We start from the raw sequence: 21,684 nt of genomic DNA on the forward strand, positions 1-21,684 counted from the left end.
AGATTGATAACTTTCAATCTTTTTCCCACTCTTCGCTGAAAATAAAAAGAGGCCATCTCTTTTGAGACAGCCTCTTCTTTCCCTAAATCACGAAGCTCAAGGCCTTCGCTCGTGTACTATCGAATTGATTGATTAATTGATTAACTCAATAGGGATTTTACCTTATCAGCAATGTCTTTGCCATCCGCTTTGCCTGCAAGATTTTTACTAGCGAGCCCCATTACCTTCCCCATATCTTTCATGCTTGTTGCACCAACTGATTCAATAATGGTTTTAATAGCAGCAGTCAAATTTTCATCACTCATTTTTTCTGGCAGATACTTTTCAAAGACCTCAACCTGCACCATTTCCTGGCTATATAAATCTTCTCTCCCTTGATCTTTGTAGATGTTTGCAGAATCGCGTCCTTGCTTTGCCAGTTTTTGGATGACTTTAATTACTTCATCATCACTTAGCTCAGAAGAAGCACCTTTTGCTGTTTTCGCCTCCAACAGAACTTTCTTAATTCCACGGATTGCTTCCAGTTTTTCTTTTTCGCGAGCCTTCATGGCTGCTTTCATATCTTCATTTACTTGATCAAATAAACTCATGTTATTGTTTTTTATTTCAAATTCTAATTAAAAATTCCATAGCCAGCTGACAAGCAAAATAACGTTTGCCAGAAACGACTAATCTACATTATCATGCAAATAAGAGTTGTTATCACGAAGAACCGTTTTATCTTCCTCATCAGGAGATAAAGAGAAGCGACTAAAACGCTCTTCAAATTTCTTACGCATACTCTGAATATTCACTTTCTTGCGACGATATGCCGGAATGTTTTCCAGTTCATCAACTTGCTCATCAGTCGAAACAGAATAATCCATCTTTATTGAGAAAGATTCTTCCTCACTGTGAGTTTTTGGTTTTCCGTACAAGTCTTCAAATTCATCTTTAGGCGATGAATTAATATCAAACTCAAAAGTGCGCTGATTAGATGAAGAAGAACCAGTATCACCACTCGTTGGAACCTTCGGTTTTGGAGCAGCCTTTGGAGCCGGTTTTGGCTGTGGATCATCAACCAACGTATGATATGTTTTCTCCACCTTACGGGCAGCCATCATCTCGGGAATACTGGTGACACTAAATCCCGTGGCTATAACTGTAACAGAAACCTTGTCACCTAAAGCTTCATCAACTCCATTTCCCCAAATTAAATCAGCATCATGCCCGGCTTTTGCCTGTATGTAATCAGTAATTTCGCCAATCTCATCCATCGTAATTTCCTCTCCGCCTGATGTGATATTAAGCAAAATATTTCGAGCTCCGTGAATGTCATTATTATTCAACAATGGTGAATTTAAAGCTTCCTCAACCGCTCTCATTGCACGGTCCTCACCTTCTGCTGTAGCAGATCCCATCACAGCGACACCGCTGGTGCGCATAACTGTTTCCACATCAGCAAAGTCAACATTGATATATCCCGCAACAGTAATAATTTCAGCGATCCCCTTAGCTGCTGTTGTTAAGACATTATCAGCTTTAGCAAACGCCTCTGAAATTTTAAAATCACCGTACATCTCACGAATGCGCTCGTTATTGATCACCAACAAGGAATCAACATGTCCTTCCAAAGATGCGATTCCATCAATTGCCTGTTTAATTCTCCGACGACCTTCATTACGGAAAGGCAGGGTAACAATACCCACAGTGAGCAGCCCCAGCTCCTTGCATGCTTCAGCGATAACTGGTGCAGCACCAGTTCCCGTTCCGCCACCCATTCCTGCAGTTATAAATACCATTTTCGTTGACTTCTCCAACATCTTTTTCACATCTTCAATGTTCTCAATGGCTGCGTCACGCCCAATTTCGGGTTTGTTCCCAGCGCCTCGCCCTTCCGTAAGAGATTCGCCCAATTGAATTTTTAGTGGAACAGGACTGTTCTTCAAAGCCTGTGCGTCGGTATTACACAGCATAAATCCCACATCCTTAATCCCTTGTTGAAACATATGGTTCACGGCGTTTCCGCCACCGCCTCCAACACCAATTACTTTAATAATTGTACCAGAGGATTTATCTAAATCGAAATTCATAATATCGCTTGACATACGCTAATTCTTAATCATTATCATTTATTGTTTCATCCTGATCATCAAAGAATTTATTAAACTGGCGTTGAAACCAGCTATCAACTTTCTCTGTATCTTTAAATTGATCAGTTACCAGCTCTTCCTTTCTCCGATTCTTTTTCCTATTCACAGGTGTTGACTCGGATTTTATTGGCTCAGAGTACATTTTTTCTTCTGCTTCTACCTCAATCAGTTCTTCGTCAGTTTCATCGTCGAGGTTTATATTGAATGTCTCATTGCTTAAAACAAACTCCTCTTTGGGCTCTTGCTTCTGCAACAGACTATTCGGATTTTTATCAAATCGGGTGGCAATGATGGTGACGCTAATTTTCTCACCTAACTTTTGGTCGATGCCATTCCCCCATATAATATTGGCGTCTTGCCCTGCCTTTTCCTGAAGAAACTCAATGATATCGCCAATTTCACCCATAGTGATTTCATTACTTCCAGACGAGATATTAAGCAAAATATCTTTCGACCCGTAGATATCATTGCTATCCAACAGGGGCGACTCCAATGCTGCTTGAACGGCATCCATTGCGCGACCATCTCCTTCAGAAATACCCGTTCCCATGATGAATACCTTGCTTTGAGACATGACCGTATTCACATCGGCATAATCAATGTTGATATTACCATGAAGCGTGATGATCTCAGCTACACCTTTTACAGCAGTTGCCAAAATATTATCAGCCTTCTTAAACGCTTTTGAAGCAGGTAAGTCACCATAAATTTTATGCAGCTTTTCGTTGCTTATTACCAACAAACTATCTACCTGATCTTTCAGCTTCTCTACGCCTTCCAATGCCTGATCAAAACGCCGACGACCTTCTGCTGGCGACGGTACGGTTACAACCGCGATAGTCAAGATATCCATCTCTCTTGCCAGTTCAGCAATAACAGGTGCGGCACCAGTTCCGGTTCCACCACCTAGTCCGGCTGTGATAAAAAGCATTTTGGTAGCACCTTCCAATACCAACCTGATATCTTCCAAATTTTCAATGGCCGCCTGCTCACCTTGTTGTGGCATATTGCCGGCACCACGTCCTTCAGTAAGGGTAACCCCAAGTTGAATTTTGATAGGAACCGGACTATTTCGCATTGCTTGCGCATCCGTATTGCAGATGAGAAAATCAACACCTTCGATTCCCTCTTCAAGCATGTGATTAACCGCATTACAGCCTCCACCACCCACTCCAATTACTTTAATAATTGAAGACTTTGACTGCTCTAACCCAAAATTTAAAATGTCCTCCATACACGAGGATTTTGTATTAATTAAAACATTTCCGTATCCTGTTCATCTTCAAAGAACAGTGTAACCTGGCGTGCAACTTCCTTCCTCATTTGAGCAAAGATTCCAGGCTGAGTCGTTCGTGTTTTCTTTTTCTTCTTTTTAAAGAAAAATTCCTTTTCGTTTTCTTCTGCAGCATCATTTAAGGCCGTGAAGAATAAACCTAAAACAGTCGCATTTCGTGGATCTTCCAGTGGTTTCCAATGGTCATCCAAATGTAAGCGAGGAATACCTTTCCTCACATCCATACCTGTTCTAAATTTGATTAGCTGACTTAAGTTTGGCATTAACGCACTGCCTCCTGTTAGAACAATACCAGCACCAACCTTATCCAGGCAGCCAGTACTTTCAATCTGATAAAAGAAAGCATCAATAATTTCTTCCATCCGGGCCTGAATAATGAATGCCAGACTTTTAAATGAAATTTCCTTAGGTTCCCATCCTGAGATTCCAGGAATAGTCACCACTTTATCTTCCGGGGCAAAATCGCCCATTGCTTGCCCAAACTGCACCTTCAACGATTCGGCCTGTCTGGCAAGAATTGAACAGCCCTCTTTTATATCATGAGTGATTACATTCCCACCGAAAGGAATCAGGAACGAGTAGGCCAGTACACCATCCAGATAAACCGCCACTTTTGTTGTTCCTCCACCAATATCAACGAGAATAACACCTGCTTCTTTTTCATCATCAGAAAGTAAGATTTCCGACGATGCCAATGGGTCCACCATTGTTTTTTTCACCTGAATAGCGGCACGCTCAAAACATAGTTTGAGGTTATTCTCATAAACCTCTGGTGCCGCGAGCAATTTAAAATCAGCTTGTAATTTTTCACCAGTAATTCCAACCGGATTGGGTATTCCAATCTCATGGTCGATAGAAAACAACTGTGGGCAGGTATGATAAATCTTAAATCCTTCAGGCATCTCTACCCGTCGGGCAATCTCGAACAGGGCATCGACATCTTCCTCCGAAACAATTCGACTTTCTCCAACATACTTTTCCGCCTTTGAAGATATCGTTTTCAAATGTTGACCAGCAATATTTACATACACCTGATCAATGTCTCCATCAAACATATCTTCTGCCTGACGAACAGCTTCATGAATCGCGGAAAAGGCTTCTTCAATATTTAAAACAATTCCCCGTTTCACACCCATTGACCGCGCTTTTCCATAACCAAGCACTTCAACCTTTCCTTCTTCAGTTTTTCTACCGGCTACCACTACAACTTTGGTGGTACCTACGTCAACTGCTGTTACTATTTTATCGCTCTTGCCCATAAGCTTTATTTTTTAGTACAAACAACCTGATTCTGATATTTTAAACTTATATTTTTATAATGCGTCCAACCAGATATTGAAAATACCTGTTGGTATAACGCTTTCAGATTTCTAAACTTCTTCTGGAAGTCCTCAGAATTGCCAAACTCAATTAATTGATCACCCACCTGGGGAACCAGAATCAACTCCCCATCATTCTCTACATAAATCTGCTCGATCTGAGCTTTCCAAAATTCATTTTCATCAATAAACCTCACGATTGACAGAAGCTCTTCCTTTGCGAATTTTTGCGAAATACTGCCATTTGCAACCAACACCTTCGCCGTGAACTTATTTGTTTGGTCTATTTTAACTCCTTCAACATCCAAATAATAATCATCATTTCCGCTCATAACCCGCACAATTGGATTACGCTGTTCTACTTCTGCAATGATAGATCCTTTGAAATTGAGACTTTCACCGCTAATATGTCTGAAGACTTCTATTTTACGAATTGAACCCACCTGACTCAACTTCTCTTCCAATTCATTGGTATTGATGTCACTCAGTTTTTTCTCTAATAAATTAGCATCTGTCTTCTTAATTAGATTTGTGATCTCTTCTTCATCTAAAAAACGAGGAGATCCATCCTTGATAAGAACCGTTACACCTGTACATTTTACTTTAGATAATTCACCAGTTGAAAAAGCAAGTGAAATAATCAGGATCACCCCGATCACCATTAATACTATAATATGTAGTACTCGCTTACGCATTGTCTTTCTTTTCTATCACTTTCTTAAGTGGTCCAACCAATGTATCAATATCGCCTGCTCCCATCATCAAAATCACACCTTCTTTAAAATCTCTGGCTACATCTATTAGCTCACTCTTTTTAATGAGACTTTTATGATTATTTTCTATTTGATCAAATATCAATTTCGATTCCACCCCTTCAATTGGTTTTTCGCGGGCAGGATAAATATCCAGCAAAACCACTTCATCCAATTGCGCCAATTCTTCAGCAAATCCGTTAGCAAAATCTTGCGTTCGGCTATACAAATGGGGTTGAAAAACGCCTGTTACATATCGATCAGGAAACATCGCCTTTACTGACGAAATAGTCGCTTTCAATTCTGCAGGATGATGCGCATAATCATCAATCAAAATATATTTCCCTGAGCGAAACTGAATATCGAATCTTCGTTTTACACCACTGTAAGTTGACAAAGCCTTTTTCAACTCTTCATCACTCACTCCGGCTTGCAATGCCAAAGCAGAAGCGGCAACGGCATTCTCCACATTCATAAGCCCGGGATAATTCAACCCAATATTCTGAATAACTCCTTTTGGATGAATCAAATTAAATTGATAAGACTCGTCCACCAAACTCAGTTCATCCACAAAGAAGTCTGCCTTTTCATTTAACGAATAAGAATAATATTGAACGTCACTGTTTTTATCCTTATTTACCGGAAGACCTTTTTTAGTAATCAATGATCCGCCAGCTTTCACCTGTCCACCAAACTCATTAAATGATTTTATAATCTCGTCATGATTTCCATAAATATCCAGATGATCTGCATCCATTGAAGTAATTACCGCATGATTTGGATGCAACCGTAAAAATGAACGATCAAACTCATCGGCCTCGGCAACTATCCACTCACTTTCAATACTAAGGAGTAAATTACTTCTATAGTTTTTTGAAATACCTCCCAAAAATGCTGTACAACCAAGCGATGATTGGTATAAAATATGCGCCAGCATTGTTGAAACCGATGTTTTACCGTGCGTTCCTGCAACTGCACACGATTTTGACTGGTCACAAATCAAACCCAACACTTCCGATCGCTTCTTCAACTTAAAACCATTTTCTTCAAGGAATACTTTTTCACCCAAGTCTGCAGGAACCGCAGGCGTATAAACAACCAGACAAACATCTTTTACAAGGTACTCAGACAACCAATCTGGTCGATCTTCATAATGCACAATAATATCTTCTTCTTCCAAAGCTCGAGTTAACTCAGTCTCAGTGCGGTCATAACCCGCAACAATGTAGCCAGCATGCTTAAAATAGCGTGCCAGCGCACTCATCCCGATTCCTCCGATACCAAGAAAATAAATTTGCTTTATTTGATCCAAGCCTGTCATCTTTTTTGTACTTCTTTTAAAATCACTTCAATAATTTCGCTAGTGGCATTTGGCTTTGCCAGTTTTAATGAATTTGCCGACAAAGAATCTAATTTTGCTTTGTCCGCAACCAGTTTCATTGTTTGCTCTATCAAACTTTCTTTTGCTTTACTGTCTTTCACTAAAATGGCTGCATCCTGATCAACCAATGCCATCGCATTTTTTGTTTGGTGATCTTCAGCTACATTAGGTGATGGAACCAATATGGAAGCTTTTCCCAACAAGCAAAGCTCAGAAATAGTTCCTGCCCCTGCCCTGGAAATAACCAAATTAGCAGCCTGATAAGCCAAATCCATCCTTGACAAAAATTCTAAAGGTTTCAGATTAGCAGGTTGCTTTCCTTCCAATCTTCCCAACAATTCCTGGTAATATATTTTCCCGGTTTGCCAGATAAACTGAACACCGGATTTTTCAATCAATTCCAAATTGGCCATCACACTCTCATTCAACGTGCGAGCACCAAGACTTCCACCAACAATCAAGACAACCGGTTTCTTCTCTTCCAAGTCAAAAAACCGGAAAGCCTCTTTTTGATCTGCTTTCTCCAATAAATTTTGGCGTACAGGATTTCCTGTCAACACCAGCTTTTCGGCTGGGAAATAACGCTCCATATTTGGATATGCCACACAAATCTTTTTCACCTTTGCAGATAACAACTTATTGGTTACACCTGCGTAAGAATTTTGTTCCTGCAACACTGCCGGAATTCCTTTTTTCACAGCAGCCTTTAAAACAGGTCCACTTGCAAAACCTCCCACACCTATAGCAACATCTGGCTGAAAATCACGAATTACTTTTTTTGCCTTACTCATACTTTTATAGAGCATGTAGGCAAACTTGAATATCTTGAGAGATGCTTTCCTTGGCAATCCCATTACTGGTAAACCAACAATTTCATAGCCAGCAGCTGGCACCCGTTCCATCTCCATCTTCCCCAAAGCACCAACAAATAAAATGTCGGCTTCCGGTATACGGGCTTTCAGTTCATTGGCAATGGACAAGGCCGGGAAAATATGCCCCCCGGTTCCACCTCCGCTTATGACTACTTTTAGTTCTTTCATTTATAATTCTTCGTCTTCATCCGGCACGTCAATCATGACCGGTTGTTCTGCAACTTCTTTTTTATCTTTTTGGTTCTGATAGCTAACTGATAAAATAATACCAAACGATGCTGCCGTAAAGAGCGTGGAAGTCCCCCCCATACTCACCCATGGCATTGGCTGTCCGGTAACAGGAAACACCCCCGTGGAAACCGCCATATTTATAATTGCCTGAAAAACCATCACCAACACCAAACCGGCTGTTAAAAATGCCGGAAACGTTCGATTCGATCGCCGGACAATAACCACCCCCCGATATAAAAAGATGAGGTATAGCATGGCAATACCAATTCCTCCGACCCAGCCATATTCTTCAATGATAATTGAATAAATGAAATCGTTGTACGCAGCTTCCATGTAATTACTAACTTCACTCCCACCGGGACCTTTACCAAACACACCACCTTCATAAATAGCCAGTTTGGCATAATCTGCCTGTGTCATTCCAAGCTCCGCCTGATCATCACCATAAACAAAATCATCGATGCGTTCCTTGAATGTATGTACACGCCCCGCCCAACTCGGCAAATAATCAGCAGTGAAATACACCAGGGTTAACAACAGAATTCCTGCAACAACCGGTAACATCAATAGTTTTATAGGGATTCGACCTATTAACATCAAAACCATCACACTTCCAAAAATTAAGGCAGAAGTAGAAATGTCGCCGTAAAAAATAATTCCACAAATTCCAACGCTTACACCCATGATCCAGATAAAGGCTTTCTTCAAGTCTTCATACGTTTTTTGCCTTTTGCCAAGCACTTTTGCTACAAACATGATTAAGGAGATTTTTGCAAGCTCGGCAGGCTGAAAACTCAAAAAGCCTAAATCAAGGGATCTCGGAGTAGGCTTAGAGGGTGTCAATTTGTACTGAATGATGGCTGCAAACAGGGCAGCTGCAGTTGCCATCAGTAATAAAGGCGCAATCCATGAATAAAACTTGACAGGAATAATATTTACTAAAAATGCCATCAAACCAAAACCAATGAGAATAAAAACAATTTGACGAATCAAGTAGTAACCCGTATTTCCTCCCGCCTGTCTATAAGCCAACCTTCCCGTTGCACTATAAACAATCAATAATGAAGCCAGTGATAAAAACACCAGAATCACCCAAATAATACGGTCACCTTTCAATATTTTTCCTAATGAGAAATCCATTCTATAACTCCCTTACAGCCATTTTAAATTGACGACCACGATCTTCATAATTATCAAATAAGTCAAAACTGGCACAAGCCGGTGACAACAATACAGTTTCACCATTTTTAGCCAGGTAATATGCAGAACGCACCGCATCTTTCATGTCATGAGTTTCCAAAATATCCGGAATCACATCTGAAAAAGCATCAATAATTTTTTTATTGTCCAGTCCAAGACAAACAATTGCTTTCACCTTCTCCTTCACCAAACCTTTCAATGATTCGTAATCGTTTCCCTTGTCAACTCCACCGACAATCCACACAATTGGCTTGTTGATACTTTCCAGTGCATACCAGGTTGAATTGACATTGGTTGCTTTAGAATCATTGACAAAAGCGATTCCATGAACTTTCAGAAAGTGCTCCAAACGGTGCTCTACTCCCTGAAAATTGGAAAGGCTTTCCCTGATTTTCTCGTTCCTGATATTCAGCACCATCCCGGCAAGTCCTGCTGCCATGGAATTGTAAGTGTTGTGCTGACCCTGTAATGCAATATCAAAAATTGACATATTGAATGAATTTTGTTCCCTGTTAATTACTAGTTGATCCCCTTTTAGTCCTGCTCCATCACCTTTTAGCTCAGTCAAGCTGAACGGTAGGCATGTTGCCGGTATACTTCTTTTATCTATTTCCCTCTGAATAACCGGGTCTTCTGCCCAGTAAATGAAGAAATCATTTTCAGTTTGATTTTGTGTGATCCTAAATTTCGAATCGATGTAATTCTGAAAATTGTATTCGTATCGATCCAAATGATCTGGTGTGATATTCAGTAAAACTGCTACATCAACCTTGAATTCAAACATTCCATCCAACTGAAAACTGCTCAGTTCAATTACATAATAGTCGAAATTCTCATTGGCTACCTGCCATGCAAAGCTGTGCCCAACATTTCCTGCCAATCCTACATTTAATCCTGCGTTTTTAAGCAAGTGATAGGTAAGCATGGTGGTGGTTGTTTTTCCATTACTTCCGGTAATGCATATGGTTTTAGCTTTGCAATACCTCCCTGCAAATTCAATTTCAGAAATTACCGTAATACCTTTTACATGAAGTGCTTTAACCAATGGTGCATGATCCGGAATTCCCGGACTTTTGATCACCAAATCAGCCTCCAGAATTAAGTCTTCAGAATGTTTTTCCTCTTCAAACTTTATTTCATTTTTTAAAAGAACGTCGCGGTATTTTTCCTTCACTTTCCCGGCATCAGAAACAAGAACTTCAAATCCCTGTTTTTTAGCCAGAATGGCCGACCCAACTCCACTCTCTCCGGCACCCAGTATAACCGCAAACTGTGCCATCCTACCTGATCTTTAAGGTAATAATGGTTATTACCGCCAACATAATTCCCACAATCCAAAAGCGAGTTACAATTTTCGCTTCCGGAATGCCTTTTTTCTGATAGTGATGGTGAATCGGACTCATTAAAAAGACCCGCTGCCCTTCACCATGTTTCTTCCTGGTATATTTGAAATAAGCCACCTGAATGACCACTGAAAGATTCTCAATCACGAAGATTCCACACAATAACGGAATCAATATCTCTTTGCGAATTACCACAGCAAAAACGGCAAGAATTCCACCCAATGCCAAGCTACCGGTATCTCCCATGAAAACCTGTGCCGGATAAGAATTATACCATAAAAATCCAACGGTTGCCCCAATAAAAGCTGCTATAAATACTGTCATTTCGCCGATATTGGGGATATACATGATATTCAGATAATCGGCATAAATTACGTTACCACTCACATAAGCCAATATTCCAAGAGTTACTCCGCTTATCGCCGACGTCCCAGTTGCCAGCCCATCAATACCATCCGTGAGATTCGCAGCATTGGAAACTGCTGTTATGATGATGATAATTGCAAATGCATAAACCAACCATCGCCAGAATTCGGCTTTTGGGCCAATGAAAGCAATAGGCCACTTATAGTCAAACTCATGATTTTTTATGAATGGCAAGGTGGTTCTGGTAGATTTTACCTCTTTTGTTACAAAATGAATCTGCTGCTCTCCGCTCTCCTTGTCAACAACCAACTGCTTAACAAATTCACCTTCGCTGTTACGAACCCGCTCGCGAACAACCACATCTTCAGCAAAATACATTGTTGATGCAACAATGACTCCTAAGCTAACCTGTCCCAGAATCTTAAATTTACCTGCCAATCCTTCTTTATCTTTCAAGAAAACCTTGATATAATCGTCAATAAAACCGATCATCCCCAGCCATGCAGTGGTAATAATCATTAATAGGATGTAGGTATTATTTAATTGTGCAAATAAAAGCGTAGGAATAAGAATGGACGCTAAAATGATCAGTCCTCCCATTGTTGGAGTTCCTTTCTTTTGCAGCTGACCTTCCAATCCTAAATCACGCACTTCCTCACCAATTTGCTTCTTTTGTAAAAAGCCGATGAGCTTTTTACCAAATCCCATGGTAATTAGTAGTGAAGTAATGATCGCTGCAGCTGACCTGAAAGAAATATACTGGATCATCCCCAATCCAGGAATATCAAAATCTTTTAGCCATTCATACAATAAATAAAACATTCCCTTATCTTTTTAATTTGCGTTAAACAGTTCGTTAATTACTTCTTTGTCATCAAAATGATGCTTCACACCATTGATCTCCTGATAATCTTCATGCCCCTTACCTGCAATCAAAATAATATCTCCAGGCTGTGCCAGCATGCAAGCTGTCCGAATAGCTTCTCGCCGGTTAACTATGGAAAGCACTTTGCTTTTTTGATGAGCCTCCACTCCAACTTCCATATCAGTGATAATTTGCTCAGGCACCTCTGTTCGAGGATTATCAGAGGTAAGAATTACTTTATCACTTTGCGAAACGGCTTCCTGTGCCATTACTGGTCGTTTTGTTTTATCACGATCTCCTCCAGCACCGACAACGGTAATTACCTGCTCGTTGCCAGTTCGTATCTCAGCAATTCCACTCAATACATTCTTCAAAGCATCCGGTGTATGTGCATAATCAACAATGGCATACTTTCCATCAGGAGAACGCAAGATTTCAAATCTCCCTGCAACTGGTTTTAAAGCACTGATCACTGGCAAAACTTCGTCAACTTCTTCACCCAGCAAAACGGCAGTAGCAAATACAGCCATCAAATTATATGCATTGAAGATTCCTGAAAAGTGCGTCCACACCTCCATACCTTCAATACTCAGAAGCATACCGTCCAGATGTTTTTCAATGACTTTGCATTTATAATCAGCCAATGATTTCAAAGCATATGTTTTCTTTTTCGCCTTGGTATTCTGAAGCATCACCATCCCATTTTTATCATCAGCATTGCTCAATGCAAAAGCAGTGGCGGGTAACAAGTCAAAGAATTTCTTCTTTGCCTTTAAGTACTCAGCGAATGTTTTGTGATAATCTAAATGGTCGTGTGTCAGATTGGTGAAAATCCCGCCATCAAATTCAATTCCTTCAATTCGATCCTGATCAATAGCGTGTGAGCTTACTTCCATGAAACAGTATTCACATCCGGCCTCCACCATTTTTGCCATTAAAGATTGAATTTGAATTGCATCAGGTGTCGTGTGGGTTGCAGGTAATTCGTTCTCGTCCACATAATATTTAATTGTGGATATTAATCCAGCCTTGTAACCCAACTCACGATACATCTTATATAATAAAGTAGCGATTGTTGTTTTTCCGTTGGTTCCAGTAACACCAACTACTTTCAATTTAGAAGATGGATTCTCATAAAAATTACCAGCGATTTGCCCAAGAGCTTTCGCGGTATCTTCCATTTTTACAAGTGATACATTTTTCGCCTCAACATCCTCAAACTTTTCAGCAACAACAGCTATTGCACCACTTGCTATTGCTTTATTAATATAGCGATGCCCATCAACATGAGTTCCAGGAACTGCGACGAAGACATCACCCGCCTTCACATTTCTGGAATCAAAATGAACCTGATTTATCTCAACAGACAAATCCCCATTGACCAATTCAACATCCAGCCCTTCTAATATGTCTTTCAATAACTTCATCAACCTAAATCGATATATATAGTTTGACCTTTTCTAATTTTATTTCCTGCCGGCAACGATTGTTTCCGTACTTTTCCAATTCCCTTCATTTTAACTTTTAAGCCAGAATTTTCTAACAGGTAAAGAGCATCGCGACTTCCCATTCCACGAACATCAGGCACTAAGCCTTCCTGAATAGTAAGCTGTGAGATATCCAGGTTATCCTGATCAGAATTTACTTTAATGAACGTTGAATTTGCCTTTTCCTCCGGAATGTCAAGATCTAGTTCATCTGCTGTTCTCAATATATCTTCAGCAAATCCAGGTTTAACAACTGGCGCTTCTGCAATCATTTCTTCTTCAGGAATGCGAGGATCAAGAAAAGAAGCATATACTTTCCCAACAACTTCTTCAAAAACAGGACCTGCAACTGATGCACCATAATATTTTCCTTGGGGTCCAACAATTACAACCACACAAGTATATTGAGGATCATCCGCTGGAAAATACCCGGCAAACGAAGCCTGATAATTTTTCCGTCCGTCTTTTGAGTAACCTTCATTATTATAAGCGACCTGGGCAGTTCCAGTCTTTCCGGCAATCGGGAAGTGCGGATTATTTAATGATTTACCAGTTCCATCTATACAAACAGCCTCTAATAAAGCCTGCGCTTTCTTTAAAGTTCCTTTTGAGCAGATTGAAGGATTTAGAACTTCAGTTTTAAATTCTTTCACCAGAATTCCATTCTCACGAACTTCTTTTACAAATTTTGGTTTCACCATCTTACCATCATTGGCAACGGCATTATAAAATGTGAGAGTCTGAAGCGGTGTAAGCTTGATTTCATATCCATAAGAAATCCATGCAAGAGACGGTCCCCACCAAACTTTGTCTCCAGGGTATTTAATATATGGGACTCCCTCTCCAGCAAAGCCAAGTCCTAATTGTTTATTTAATCCAAAATTGTATACCCGGTCTATGTAATCTTCCTCATGACCTTCATAAAACTTGGTAATAATTTTTGCAACGCCAACATTCGAAGACAACTTGAAAATATCTTTCATAGAAAGTTTACCATGTCCGCCATACCGCCAATCGCTGTCATAAATAGTTTGCCCACGATAGTCCCAAACTCCGTTTCCTGTGTCAAAAACATCCATGGTATCCACGTAACCATGTTCCATTGCCACCATCATCGAAACCAACTTAAAGGTAGACCCGGGCTCACTACAGCCAGCATGGCCCAGTGCAAAATTGTACGTTTCCGAGTAATTCCCATCTTTTCGTTTTCCAAGATTAGCAATTGCTTTAATCTCTCCTGTTTTCACCTCCATCACAATGGCTGTCCCCCATTCAGCCTGCGATACGTCCATTTGTTTTTGTAAAGCATTTTGTGTGAAATCCTGGAGATTTACATTCAGAGTAGTAATCACATCACTTCCATCCTTAGGTTCAGTTATTGGCACATCAATCCAGTGACCGGAATAGTTTCTCTTAAGTGCCATTCCATTTTCACCACTTAAATAGCCTTCCATCAAACCTTCAATGCCAGAATATCCAATGTTTCCATGAATTCCGCCATAGGCACCTTTATTTAATGTACCAATAGTTCGACTAGCCATATCTCCATGCGGCAAGACTCGCTCACTTTCACGAACCACGATCAACCCCGCTCCAAACGAAGTACGTTTTAACGTTTCCAGTTTTTTAAATTTTTGCAGTTCGTTGTAGTTAACTTTATCTGGATGGATTAAAAACCAGCGATTGCCCTTTTTAGAATCCCGACTTAAACGTTGTTTAAATTGATACTTTGAAACCCCAAAAAACTTCGCCACTTCCAAAGAGAATTCATCTGCCTGATCTGCAAAAACTCGCAATACCCGGGGTGCTTTGAGATCCATTCTTAATTCAAAATATGGAACTGAAGTTGCAAGAATGCTACCATCATCAGCACAAATATTCCCTCTCTTCGCTTGAATTTCGGAAGTATTTGTTCGCAAGTCTTTTGCTGTTTGCTTCCACTTCTCTGTATCTACCGTTTGAATAATGAAAATCTTAACCACGATGATGACACCCATCAACACAGCCAGAAAATAAATAATCCCAAAGCGGGTAATTATGTCTTTTCTAATTTTCATTTATCTTCTTCTAACTTTTCAACTTTTAACTTTCTGGCTGGCTCTTTAGGTTCAACTAAATCCAACCCACTTGACTTTACTTTATTGGTGATTTCGGTTGGCCTGTTCATCCTCATCAATTCTGTTTCATAAGTAATTGACTCGGCCTTCAATTCTTTGATTGAATCCTGAACAGTCTCCATTTTGCGAATAGTCTTTTCCGACCAATAACGGTTTGATATAATTAATATACCGAGCAAACCAAGAAAGAACACAAAGGGTATTTGTTTGATCACCTTTTCATTGGCAAGCAAACTTCCACCAAGTAGAGATTTTAATCCACCTCGTACTTTTTTCCCCTTTCCTTTATTTTTTGGTTCCTCGCTCATACTTTTTCAGCAATTCTCAGCTTTGCACTTCTCGCCCTTGGATTTCTCTCAATTTCGTTTTCATCAGGAATAATCACCTTACGGTTTACTGCCGTTAATCCGGAACTTATATTTCCGTAAAAATCTTTCTCCAACTTGCCCTCAAAATTTCCTGAACGTATAAAATTCTTTACCAAGCGATCTTCTAATGAATGATAAGTGATCACCACCAACCGACCACCCGGCTTTAACAACTCAGCACTTTGTTCCAAAAAGTCTTTCAATACTTCCAACTCCTGATTGGTTTCAATACGAAGTGCCTGAAAAACCCTTGCCAAATATTTTGTTTCATGTTTCTTTGGAACACAAACAGCAATTACATTTTTGAACTGATCGATTGTTTTTATTGGTTTCTGCAGCCTCGCTGCCGTAATGGTTTTTACCAACCGATAAGCATTTTTAACCTCACCGTATTCTTTAAAAACCCGAATTAGCTTTTCTTCATCATATTCATTGACAATTTGAGAGGCGGTCATTTTTGCATCACGATTCATTCGCATATCCAAATCACCGGAGAAACGAAAAGAGAAGCCACGTTCTGCCACATCAAAATCATGAGACGAAACACCAAGGTCTGCCAAAATTCCATCAACCTTTTCAACTCCATTATATCGAAGGAAATTCCGGATGTATTTAAAGTTGTGCCTAATGAAAATAAACCGTGGATCATCAAATGCATTTGCAGCAGCATCCTCATCCTGATCGAAGCCAAACAAACGACCGTTCTCCAAACGACTCATTATTTCACGAGAGTGACCGCCCCCTCCAAAGGTGACATCAACATAGTCGCCATCCTTTTGAATGTTCAGCCCGTCGATGCTTTCATTCAATAAAACCGGTATGTGGTAAATTTGATCCACGCTATTCTTCTATATCACCAAAAGTCTCTGAAAACATTTCTCCGTAATCGCCCATCTCTCCGAGATAAGCTTCGTACTCGCCAACATCCCAAAGACGGATTCGGTCGCCCTGACCAACAAAAACTACATCTTTGGAAATATTTTTCTTCTCCATGAAATTATTTGGCAGGTTCATTCTGCAATTCTCCGGAACGTTGATAATTTTAAAGCTCCGGTAAATCATATCAAGCAAACGGCTTTGCTGACGATTATTCCGATTCAACTTTGACTTCAGGGATGCTAATCTTTTCTCCCAGTTTTCAACTGGATAAACATTCAGACATTTCTCATACGGATCCAGCTCGATAGCCAATTGGCCACCGGGAATCCTGCCTCCCATCTCGTTTTTATAATCGGCAGGCAATACGACTCGACCTTTTTCGTCGATTGTTGCGTTTTTTTCTGCTGAAAAATCCATTTGTCAATTGCCTTTAATTCAATCGTAAAAATAGTGATTTCTTCTACAAAATTCCACTTTAAGTCACATTAAGTCACATTAAGTCACCAATATCAAAAATAAGACCTGTTTATTTCTTGTTAATATCGCAATCATCACTGTTAACAACATCACTCTTTGCACTGATTAACTGAACGTTGACTTGTCAACAATTATTACAAACAACCGTTAATAAATCTAATTAGTCAATTTTAGTTTTGAATAAGCTAGTCACAAAAGATTATCGAGAACTATTTTTTTATAATTTTCGCCTTGCAAAACAAGTATTCGAGAAAAAATGGACAAAAACTCATCAAACAAAATCAAGCGTATTGATATGCGTGAGGTTTTTACGGAAAAAGCTCCAAGACTAGCAAAATTTATGCCTGGTTTTGTCTTCCGCTACCTCAATCGAATTATGCACATCAAAGAAGTCAACGAAATCATAGACCTTTACGGGGAACAGGATGGGATTGAATTTGTGCATAGTGTTGTTGATTATTTTGGTGTAACACAGCAGGTCAATGGACTGGAAAACCTGCCCTCTGAAGGACGGTATATTTTCGCAGCAAACCATCCACTGGGTGGATTTGACGGCTTATTACTCATGAGCAATGTCAATAAAGTTCTTGGCGAAGTCAGGTTTCTTGTTAACGATGTATTAATGAACATCCCTCAGCTAGGCAGTGTTTTTGTACCTATAAACAAACATGGGAGCCATGGCCGTGATTTTGCGAAGGTAGTTCATGAACAATACAACTCTGATGTACAAATTTTAATCTTTCCATCGGGATATGCTTCCCGAAAAATAAAAGGTAAGATCACCGATCTAGATTGGAAAAAACATTTCATACAAAAAGCGGTTCAATATGAACGAGATATTATTCCCGTCCACGTAAGTGGACAAAACTCCAAGTTCTTTTACAGACTTGCGAACTTCCGAAAAGCAATAGGATTAAAATGGAACCTAGAAATGTTCTTTCTTGCTGATGAAAGCTTTAGACACCGTGGTAGTAATTTTACTATCACTTTTGGCAAGCCAATCTCGTATAAGAAACTTGACAAATCAAAAACCCAGAAAGAATGGGCGGATGAAGTACGAAAGATCCTATATGCGCTGCCTGAAAAAAAGTAGCGATGAATTTTACGTTTCATGAAAATTGATTCTAAATAATTTTTTTTAGTTTTGTAGCTCATTAAAATTAAGCAGACTAAGTATGAAGGATATAGTTGCACCTGCTCCCAAAGAAGCTGTTCTAGCTGAACTGACAGCTGATAAGCTCTTACGGAAAACGAACAAAGGTGCTAATGAGATTTACGTGATTACACATCACGACTCTCCAAATATCATGCATGAAATAGGCCGCCTGCGTGAGATTACATTTAGAGATGCCGGAGGAGGTACAGGCAAAGACATTGATATCGACCAATATGACACTCAGGAAAATCCATACAAACAACTAATTGTTTGGGATCCTGATTCTCAAGAGATCCTGGGTGGTTACCGATACATCATGTGCACAGATCTGCCTGTAGATGAAAATGGTGAAGTTCAACTTGCCACATCAAGGTTATTCCACTTTTCAGAAGAATTTAAAACTGATTACCTTCCATACACATTGGAGCTTGGTCGTTCATTTGTTCAACCGGCCTACCAATCTAGCAAAGCTGGTGCTAAAGCACTTTTTGCACTAGATAATTTATGGGACGGACTAGGTGCTTTAATTGTAGATCACCCCGAAATGAAGTACTTTTTCGGAAAAGTGACTATGTACACTCACTTCCACACGGAAGCGAGAAATCTGATTCAATTTTTCTTTTTAAAATACTTCCGGGACAAAAGCAATTTAGTTTCTCCTAAAAAGCCGATGGAACTTCACATGGACACTGAAGAACTCGAGAAGATTTTTAATGGCGGCTCCTACAAAGAGGACTATAAAATACTAACTCAACAGGTCAGAGAACATGGGGAAAACATTCCCCCACTAATTAATGCCTATATGAATCTGAGTCCTTCGATGAAAACTTTTGGCACAGTTCTCAATGATCGATTTGGAGAAGTAGAAGAAACCGGAATCATTTTAACAATCAAAGATATTTACGAGGCAAAAAAAGATCGTCACATTGAAACCTATATTAAGGGTAAAAGCGACGAATTCCCAGAAGTAGAATAAAGACAATTACAATTATAAATGAAAAAAAGCAGGTTTTAAGCCTGCTTTTTTTCATTTATATATAGTGCCTATAACAGTATCTAATAAGCCCTTCCGTCAATTTGCTCTACGAAATTAATGAAGGAAGTATTCACAACCTTATTTCCACCAGGAGTTGGATAGTCCCCGGTAAAATACCAATCACCCAAATCATTTGGACAAGCCTTGTGCAAGTTTTCTGTGCTCTGATAAATAATTTCAACTTCAGCTTTACAATCTTCCGGCCTCAATAATTCTGCAATTTTTGCAGAAATTTCTTCTGCTGTAAATTGGCGATAAATATCTTTTACGTAATTAACTATCTCTTCTTTAGGCAGATTCTGCTGAGCTTTACATTTCTCATAAACTTCATCAATAACACTCTCCTTGCCATGATCCTTCAGTAAATCAATAGCTGCATTAAACGCAATGAATTTATCCAGCACCGCCATGTCGATACCATAACAATCCGGATAACGAATCTGAGGAGCAGAAGAAACAACAATAATCTTTTTAGGATTCAACCGATCAAGAATCTTCAGAATGCTTCTTTTCAATGTTGTTCCCCTAACAATTGAATCATCGATGATCACCAAGGTATCTTCATTTTCTTTCAACACACCATAGGTAACATCATATACGTGCGCAACCAAGTCATCCCTACTGGCATCATCTGCAATAAAGGTTCGCAGCTTAACATCCTTAATAGCAATCTTTTCAATTCGAGGCTCACGTGAAATAATTGCTCCCAACTCCTCCTCTGACAACTGGCCTGCCCTACCTTTGATTTGCTCTTTCTTCCAGTCAATCATATGTTGATCAACCCCTTTCATCAAACCATAGAAAGCTGTTTCAGAAGTATTTGGAATATATGAGAAAACTGTATTTTCAATATCGTAGTCAATTGCCCCCAAAATTGTTGGTGCAAGCAATCTTCCCAACTCTTTACGTTCATGATAAATTTGCTTATCACTTCCTCGTGAGAAATAAATTCTTTCGAACGAACATGATTTACGTTTGTGCGGCACCCGAACAATTTGCGTAGAAACATCTCCATTTCTCTTCACAATAAGTGCTTCTCCTGGTTTTACCTCCTTCACATCCTCGTATTTCACATTCATCACTGTCTGAATAACCGGACGCTCCGATGCAACCACCACAATTTCATCATCATAGTAATAATGCGCTGGACGAATCCCCCAAGGATCCCTTGTAACAAAAGCGTCACCATGTCCAATCAGTCCGGCCATCGCATAACCACCATCCCAATCTTTACTGGCACTTTCAACAATGCTCTGAACATCCAAATTATCCTCAATCAAAGGCGATATTTCCCTGTTCGAGTAACCTTCATTTTTATATTGACGAAAGCGAGCCTGGTTTTCTTCATCCAAAAAGTGACCAACTTTTTCAAGAACTGTAACAGTATCAGTGTAATTCTTTGGATGCTGACCAAGATCAATCAACCGCTGAAACAACTCATCCGTGTTCGTCATATTGAAATTACCAGCCAAAACCAAGGTTCTGGATTTCCAATTATTGGTACGAAGAACCGGATGAACAAAATCAATACTATTACGTCCAAATGTACCATATCTTAAATGTCCCAAATAAAGTTCCCCTGCATATGGAAGGTTTTTGTAGACCCATTCAAGATCACTTATATCTTTTCCTGATTTAATCGCCTTACGAACTCCTTTACTCACCTTGTCAAAAACATCCTTAATTGGATTTTGCTCTACAGAACGATATCTGCTAATATACTCTTGCCCTGGTTTCAAATCCAGCTTTACACTAACCACACCGGCACCATCCTGCCCTCGGTTATGTTGCTTTTCCATCAACAGGTAAAGCTTATTTAATCCATATTGCCAGGTACCATATTTCCCCTGATAATAATTTAATGGTTTTCTCAATCGAATTAATGCAATTCCACACTCGTGTTTAATCAATTCACTCATTGCTTGTTCTTTCGGTATTTAATTCAGGAAATTGAATAATGTCTTTCACTATGAAAGCATTTGGATAATCTCTTTTTATTCTTGCTTTTAATTTTAAAGCTTCATTTTTTGTTCTAAAATCCCCAACACGAACCTTAAAGTTAGGACTCAAAAAAGTTATATACGCGGTAACATCCTGATATTTTCTTAAAAAATCAGTTTTAGTCACTAACGCCTTTTCACGAGCTCCAATACCAGACTCAAAAAAGATCTCCAATCGAAAACCGTCCGTTCCATTCAACCGTTTATTCATGTCGATATGAGTCTTCAAAAGACTATCAATTCGCGCATCTTGCTGAACCTGTATTGCTTGTGAAATTTTCGGGGATTGACTTTGGGGTGTTAAGGATTCGTATGATTGCTCCTGAGCAGTCGAGCTCAAAGTAAAAAGGAGAATAATCCCAAGGACAAAATATTTCATACCTATTTCCTTTAAAAGTGCAAATATAAT

Annotated in this window: 19 protein-coding genes; 2 read left to right on the forward strand and 17 right to left on the reverse strand. The window is 39.5% G+C overall.

Translation table 11 applies throughout. From position 1 onward, the window contains the following. Window positions 1-140 precede the first annotated feature (140 nt). The 15 genes from ACUNWD_RS07505 to ACUNWD_RS07575 form a co-directional block, all read right to left on the reverse strand. Complete coding sequence (locus ACUNWD_RS07505) at window positions 141-590, reverse strand: GatB/YqeY domain-containing protein (RefSeq protein WP_445587174.1); 450 nt, start codon at window positions 588-590, stop codon at window positions 141-143. A gap of 78 nt (window positions 591-668) precedes the next feature. After that, window positions 669-2,087 carry a cell division protein FtsZ gene (gene ftsZ / locus ACUNWD_RS07510; protein ID WP_445587175.1) on the reverse strand — a complete coding sequence of 473 codons (1,419 nt, stop codon included), beginning with the start codon at window positions 2,085-2,087 and terminating at the stop codon, window positions 669-671. Between the two features lie 10 nt (window positions 2,088-2,097). Continuing rightward, window positions 2,098-3,366: a cell division protein FtsZ gene (gene ftsZ, locus ACUNWD_RS07515; protein ID WP_445587176.1), complete on the reverse strand. Its 1,269-nt coding sequence runs from the start codon at window positions 3,364-3,366 to the stop codon at window positions 2,098-2,100. Between the two features lie 20 nt (window positions 3,367-3,386). Next, window positions 3,387-4,685, reverse strand: coding sequence for a cell division protein FtsA (gene ftsA / locus ACUNWD_RS07520; protein ID WP_445587177.1), 1,299 nt, complete (start codon window positions 4,683-4,685; stop codon window positions 3,387-3,389). Between the two features lie 5 nt (window positions 4,686-4,690). Then, window positions 4,691-5,440, reverse strand: a complete 750-nt coding sequence (locus tag ACUNWD_RS07525; RefSeq protein WP_445587178.1) for a cell division protein FtsQ/DivIB — start codon at window positions 5,438-5,440, stop codon at window positions 4,691-4,693. Next, window positions 5,433-6,809: a UDP-N-acetylmuramate--L-alanine ligase gene (gene murC, locus ACUNWD_RS07530; RefSeq protein ID WP_445587179.1), complete on the reverse strand. Its 1,377-nt coding sequence runs from the start codon at window positions 6,807-6,809 to the stop codon at window positions 5,433-5,435. The genes ACUNWD_RS07525 and murC overlap by 8 nt, the downstream gene beginning before the upstream one ends. A 5-nt stretch (window positions 6,810-6,814) precedes the next feature. Then, entirely contained in the window at window positions 6,815-7,918 is a 1,104-nt protein-coding gene (gene murG / locus ACUNWD_RS07535) for an undecaprenyldiphospho-muramoylpentapeptide beta-N-acetylglucosaminyltransferase (RefSeq protein ID WP_445587180.1), read from the reverse strand. Further along, entirely contained in the window at window positions 7,919-9,121 is a 1,203-nt protein-coding gene (locus ACUNWD_RS07540) for an FtsW/RodA/SpoVE family cell cycle protein (RefSeq protein WP_445587181.1), read from the reverse strand. A 1-nt stretch (window position 9,122) separates the two neighbouring features. Beyond that, window positions 9,123-10,460 (reverse strand): UDP-N-acetylmuramoyl-L-alanine--D-glutamate ligase, encoded by a 1,338-nt coding sequence (gene murD / locus ACUNWD_RS07545; protein ID WP_445587182.1) that lies wholly within the window; start codon window positions 10,458-10,460, stop codon window positions 9,123-9,125. 1 nt (window position 10,461) lies between these two features. Then, the gene (mraY, locus tag ACUNWD_RS07550) at window positions 10,462-11,712 is read right to left on the reverse strand and encodes a phospho-N-acetylmuramoyl-pentapeptide-transferase (protein WP_445587183.1); all 1,251 of its coding nucleotides are present in this window, start codon (window positions 11,710-11,712) and stop codon (window positions 10,462-10,464) included. Window positions 11,713-11,724: 12 nt separating this feature from the next. Then, complete coding sequence (locus ACUNWD_RS07555; protein WP_445587184.1) at window positions 11,725-13,182, reverse strand: UDP-N-acetylmuramoyl-L-alanyl-D-glutamate--2,6-diaminopimelate ligase; 1,458 nt, start codon at window positions 13,180-13,182, stop codon at window positions 11,725-11,727. After that, window positions 13,182-15,299 carry a penicillin-binding protein gene (locus ACUNWD_RS07560; protein ID WP_445587185.1) on the reverse strand — a complete coding sequence of 706 codons (2,118 nt, stop codon included), beginning with the start codon at window positions 15,297-15,299 and terminating at the stop codon, window positions 13,182-13,184. Before ACUNWD_RS07560 ends, ACUNWD_RS07555 begins: the two co-directional genes overlap by 1 nt. Then, window positions 15,296-15,667 (reverse strand): FtsL-like putative cell division protein, encoded by a 372-nt coding sequence (locus tag ACUNWD_RS07565; protein WP_445587186.1) that lies wholly within the window; start codon window positions 15,665-15,667, stop codon window positions 15,296-15,298. The genes ACUNWD_RS07560 and ACUNWD_RS07565 overlap by 4 nt, the downstream gene beginning before the upstream one ends. Further along, window positions 15,664-16,566, reverse strand: coding sequence for a 16S rRNA (cytosine(1402)-N(4))-methyltransferase RsmH (rsmH, locus tag ACUNWD_RS07570; protein ID WP_445587187.1), 903 nt, complete (start codon window positions 16,564-16,566; stop codon window positions 15,664-15,666). Before rsmH ends, ACUNWD_RS07565 begins: the two co-directional genes overlap by 4 nt. 1 nt (window position 16,567) lies before the next feature. After that, complete coding sequence (locus ACUNWD_RS07575) at window positions 16,568-17,023, reverse strand: division/cell wall cluster transcriptional repressor MraZ (protein ID WP_445587188.1); 456 nt, start codon at window positions 17,021-17,023, stop codon at window positions 16,568-16,570. Window positions 17,024-17,339: 316 nt separating this feature from the next. On the opposite strand from ACUNWD_RS07575, the gene ACUNWD_RS07580 reads away from it, so the two are divergent. Further along, the gene (locus tag ACUNWD_RS07580) at window positions 17,340-18,176 is read left to right on the forward strand and encodes a 1-acyl-sn-glycerol-3-phosphate acyltransferase (RefSeq protein ID WP_445587189.1); all 837 of its coding nucleotides are present in this window, start codon (window positions 17,340-17,342) and stop codon (window positions 18,174-18,176) included. 82 nt (window positions 18,177-18,258) lie between these two features. Beyond that, the gene (locus ACUNWD_RS07585) at window positions 18,259-19,215 is read left to right on the forward strand and encodes a GNAT family N-acetyltransferase (protein ID WP_445587190.1); all 957 of its coding nucleotides are present in this window, start codon (window positions 18,259-18,261) and stop codon (window positions 19,213-19,215) included. 80 nt (window positions 19,216-19,295) lie between these two features. Here the strand turns inward: ACUNWD_RS07585 and ACUNWD_RS07590 are convergent, their stop codons facing one another. Together ACUNWD_RS07590 and ACUNWD_RS07595 are read right to left on the reverse strand one after the other, a co-directional pair. Further along, complete coding sequence (locus tag ACUNWD_RS07590) at window positions 19,296-21,194, reverse strand: amidophosphoribosyltransferase (protein ID WP_445587191.1); 1,899 nt, start codon at window positions 21,192-21,194, stop codon at window positions 19,296-19,298. Beyond that, window positions 21,187-21,654: an SPOR domain-containing protein gene (locus tag ACUNWD_RS07595; RefSeq protein ID WP_445587192.1), complete on the reverse strand. Its 468-nt coding sequence runs from the start codon at window positions 21,652-21,654 to the stop codon at window positions 21,187-21,189. The genes ACUNWD_RS07590 and ACUNWD_RS07595 overlap by 8 nt, the downstream gene beginning before the upstream one ends. Between the last annotated feature and the right edge of the window lie 30 nt (window positions 21,655-21,684).

The sequence above is a fragment of the Sunxiuqinia sp. A32 genome, assembly GCF_052690465.1.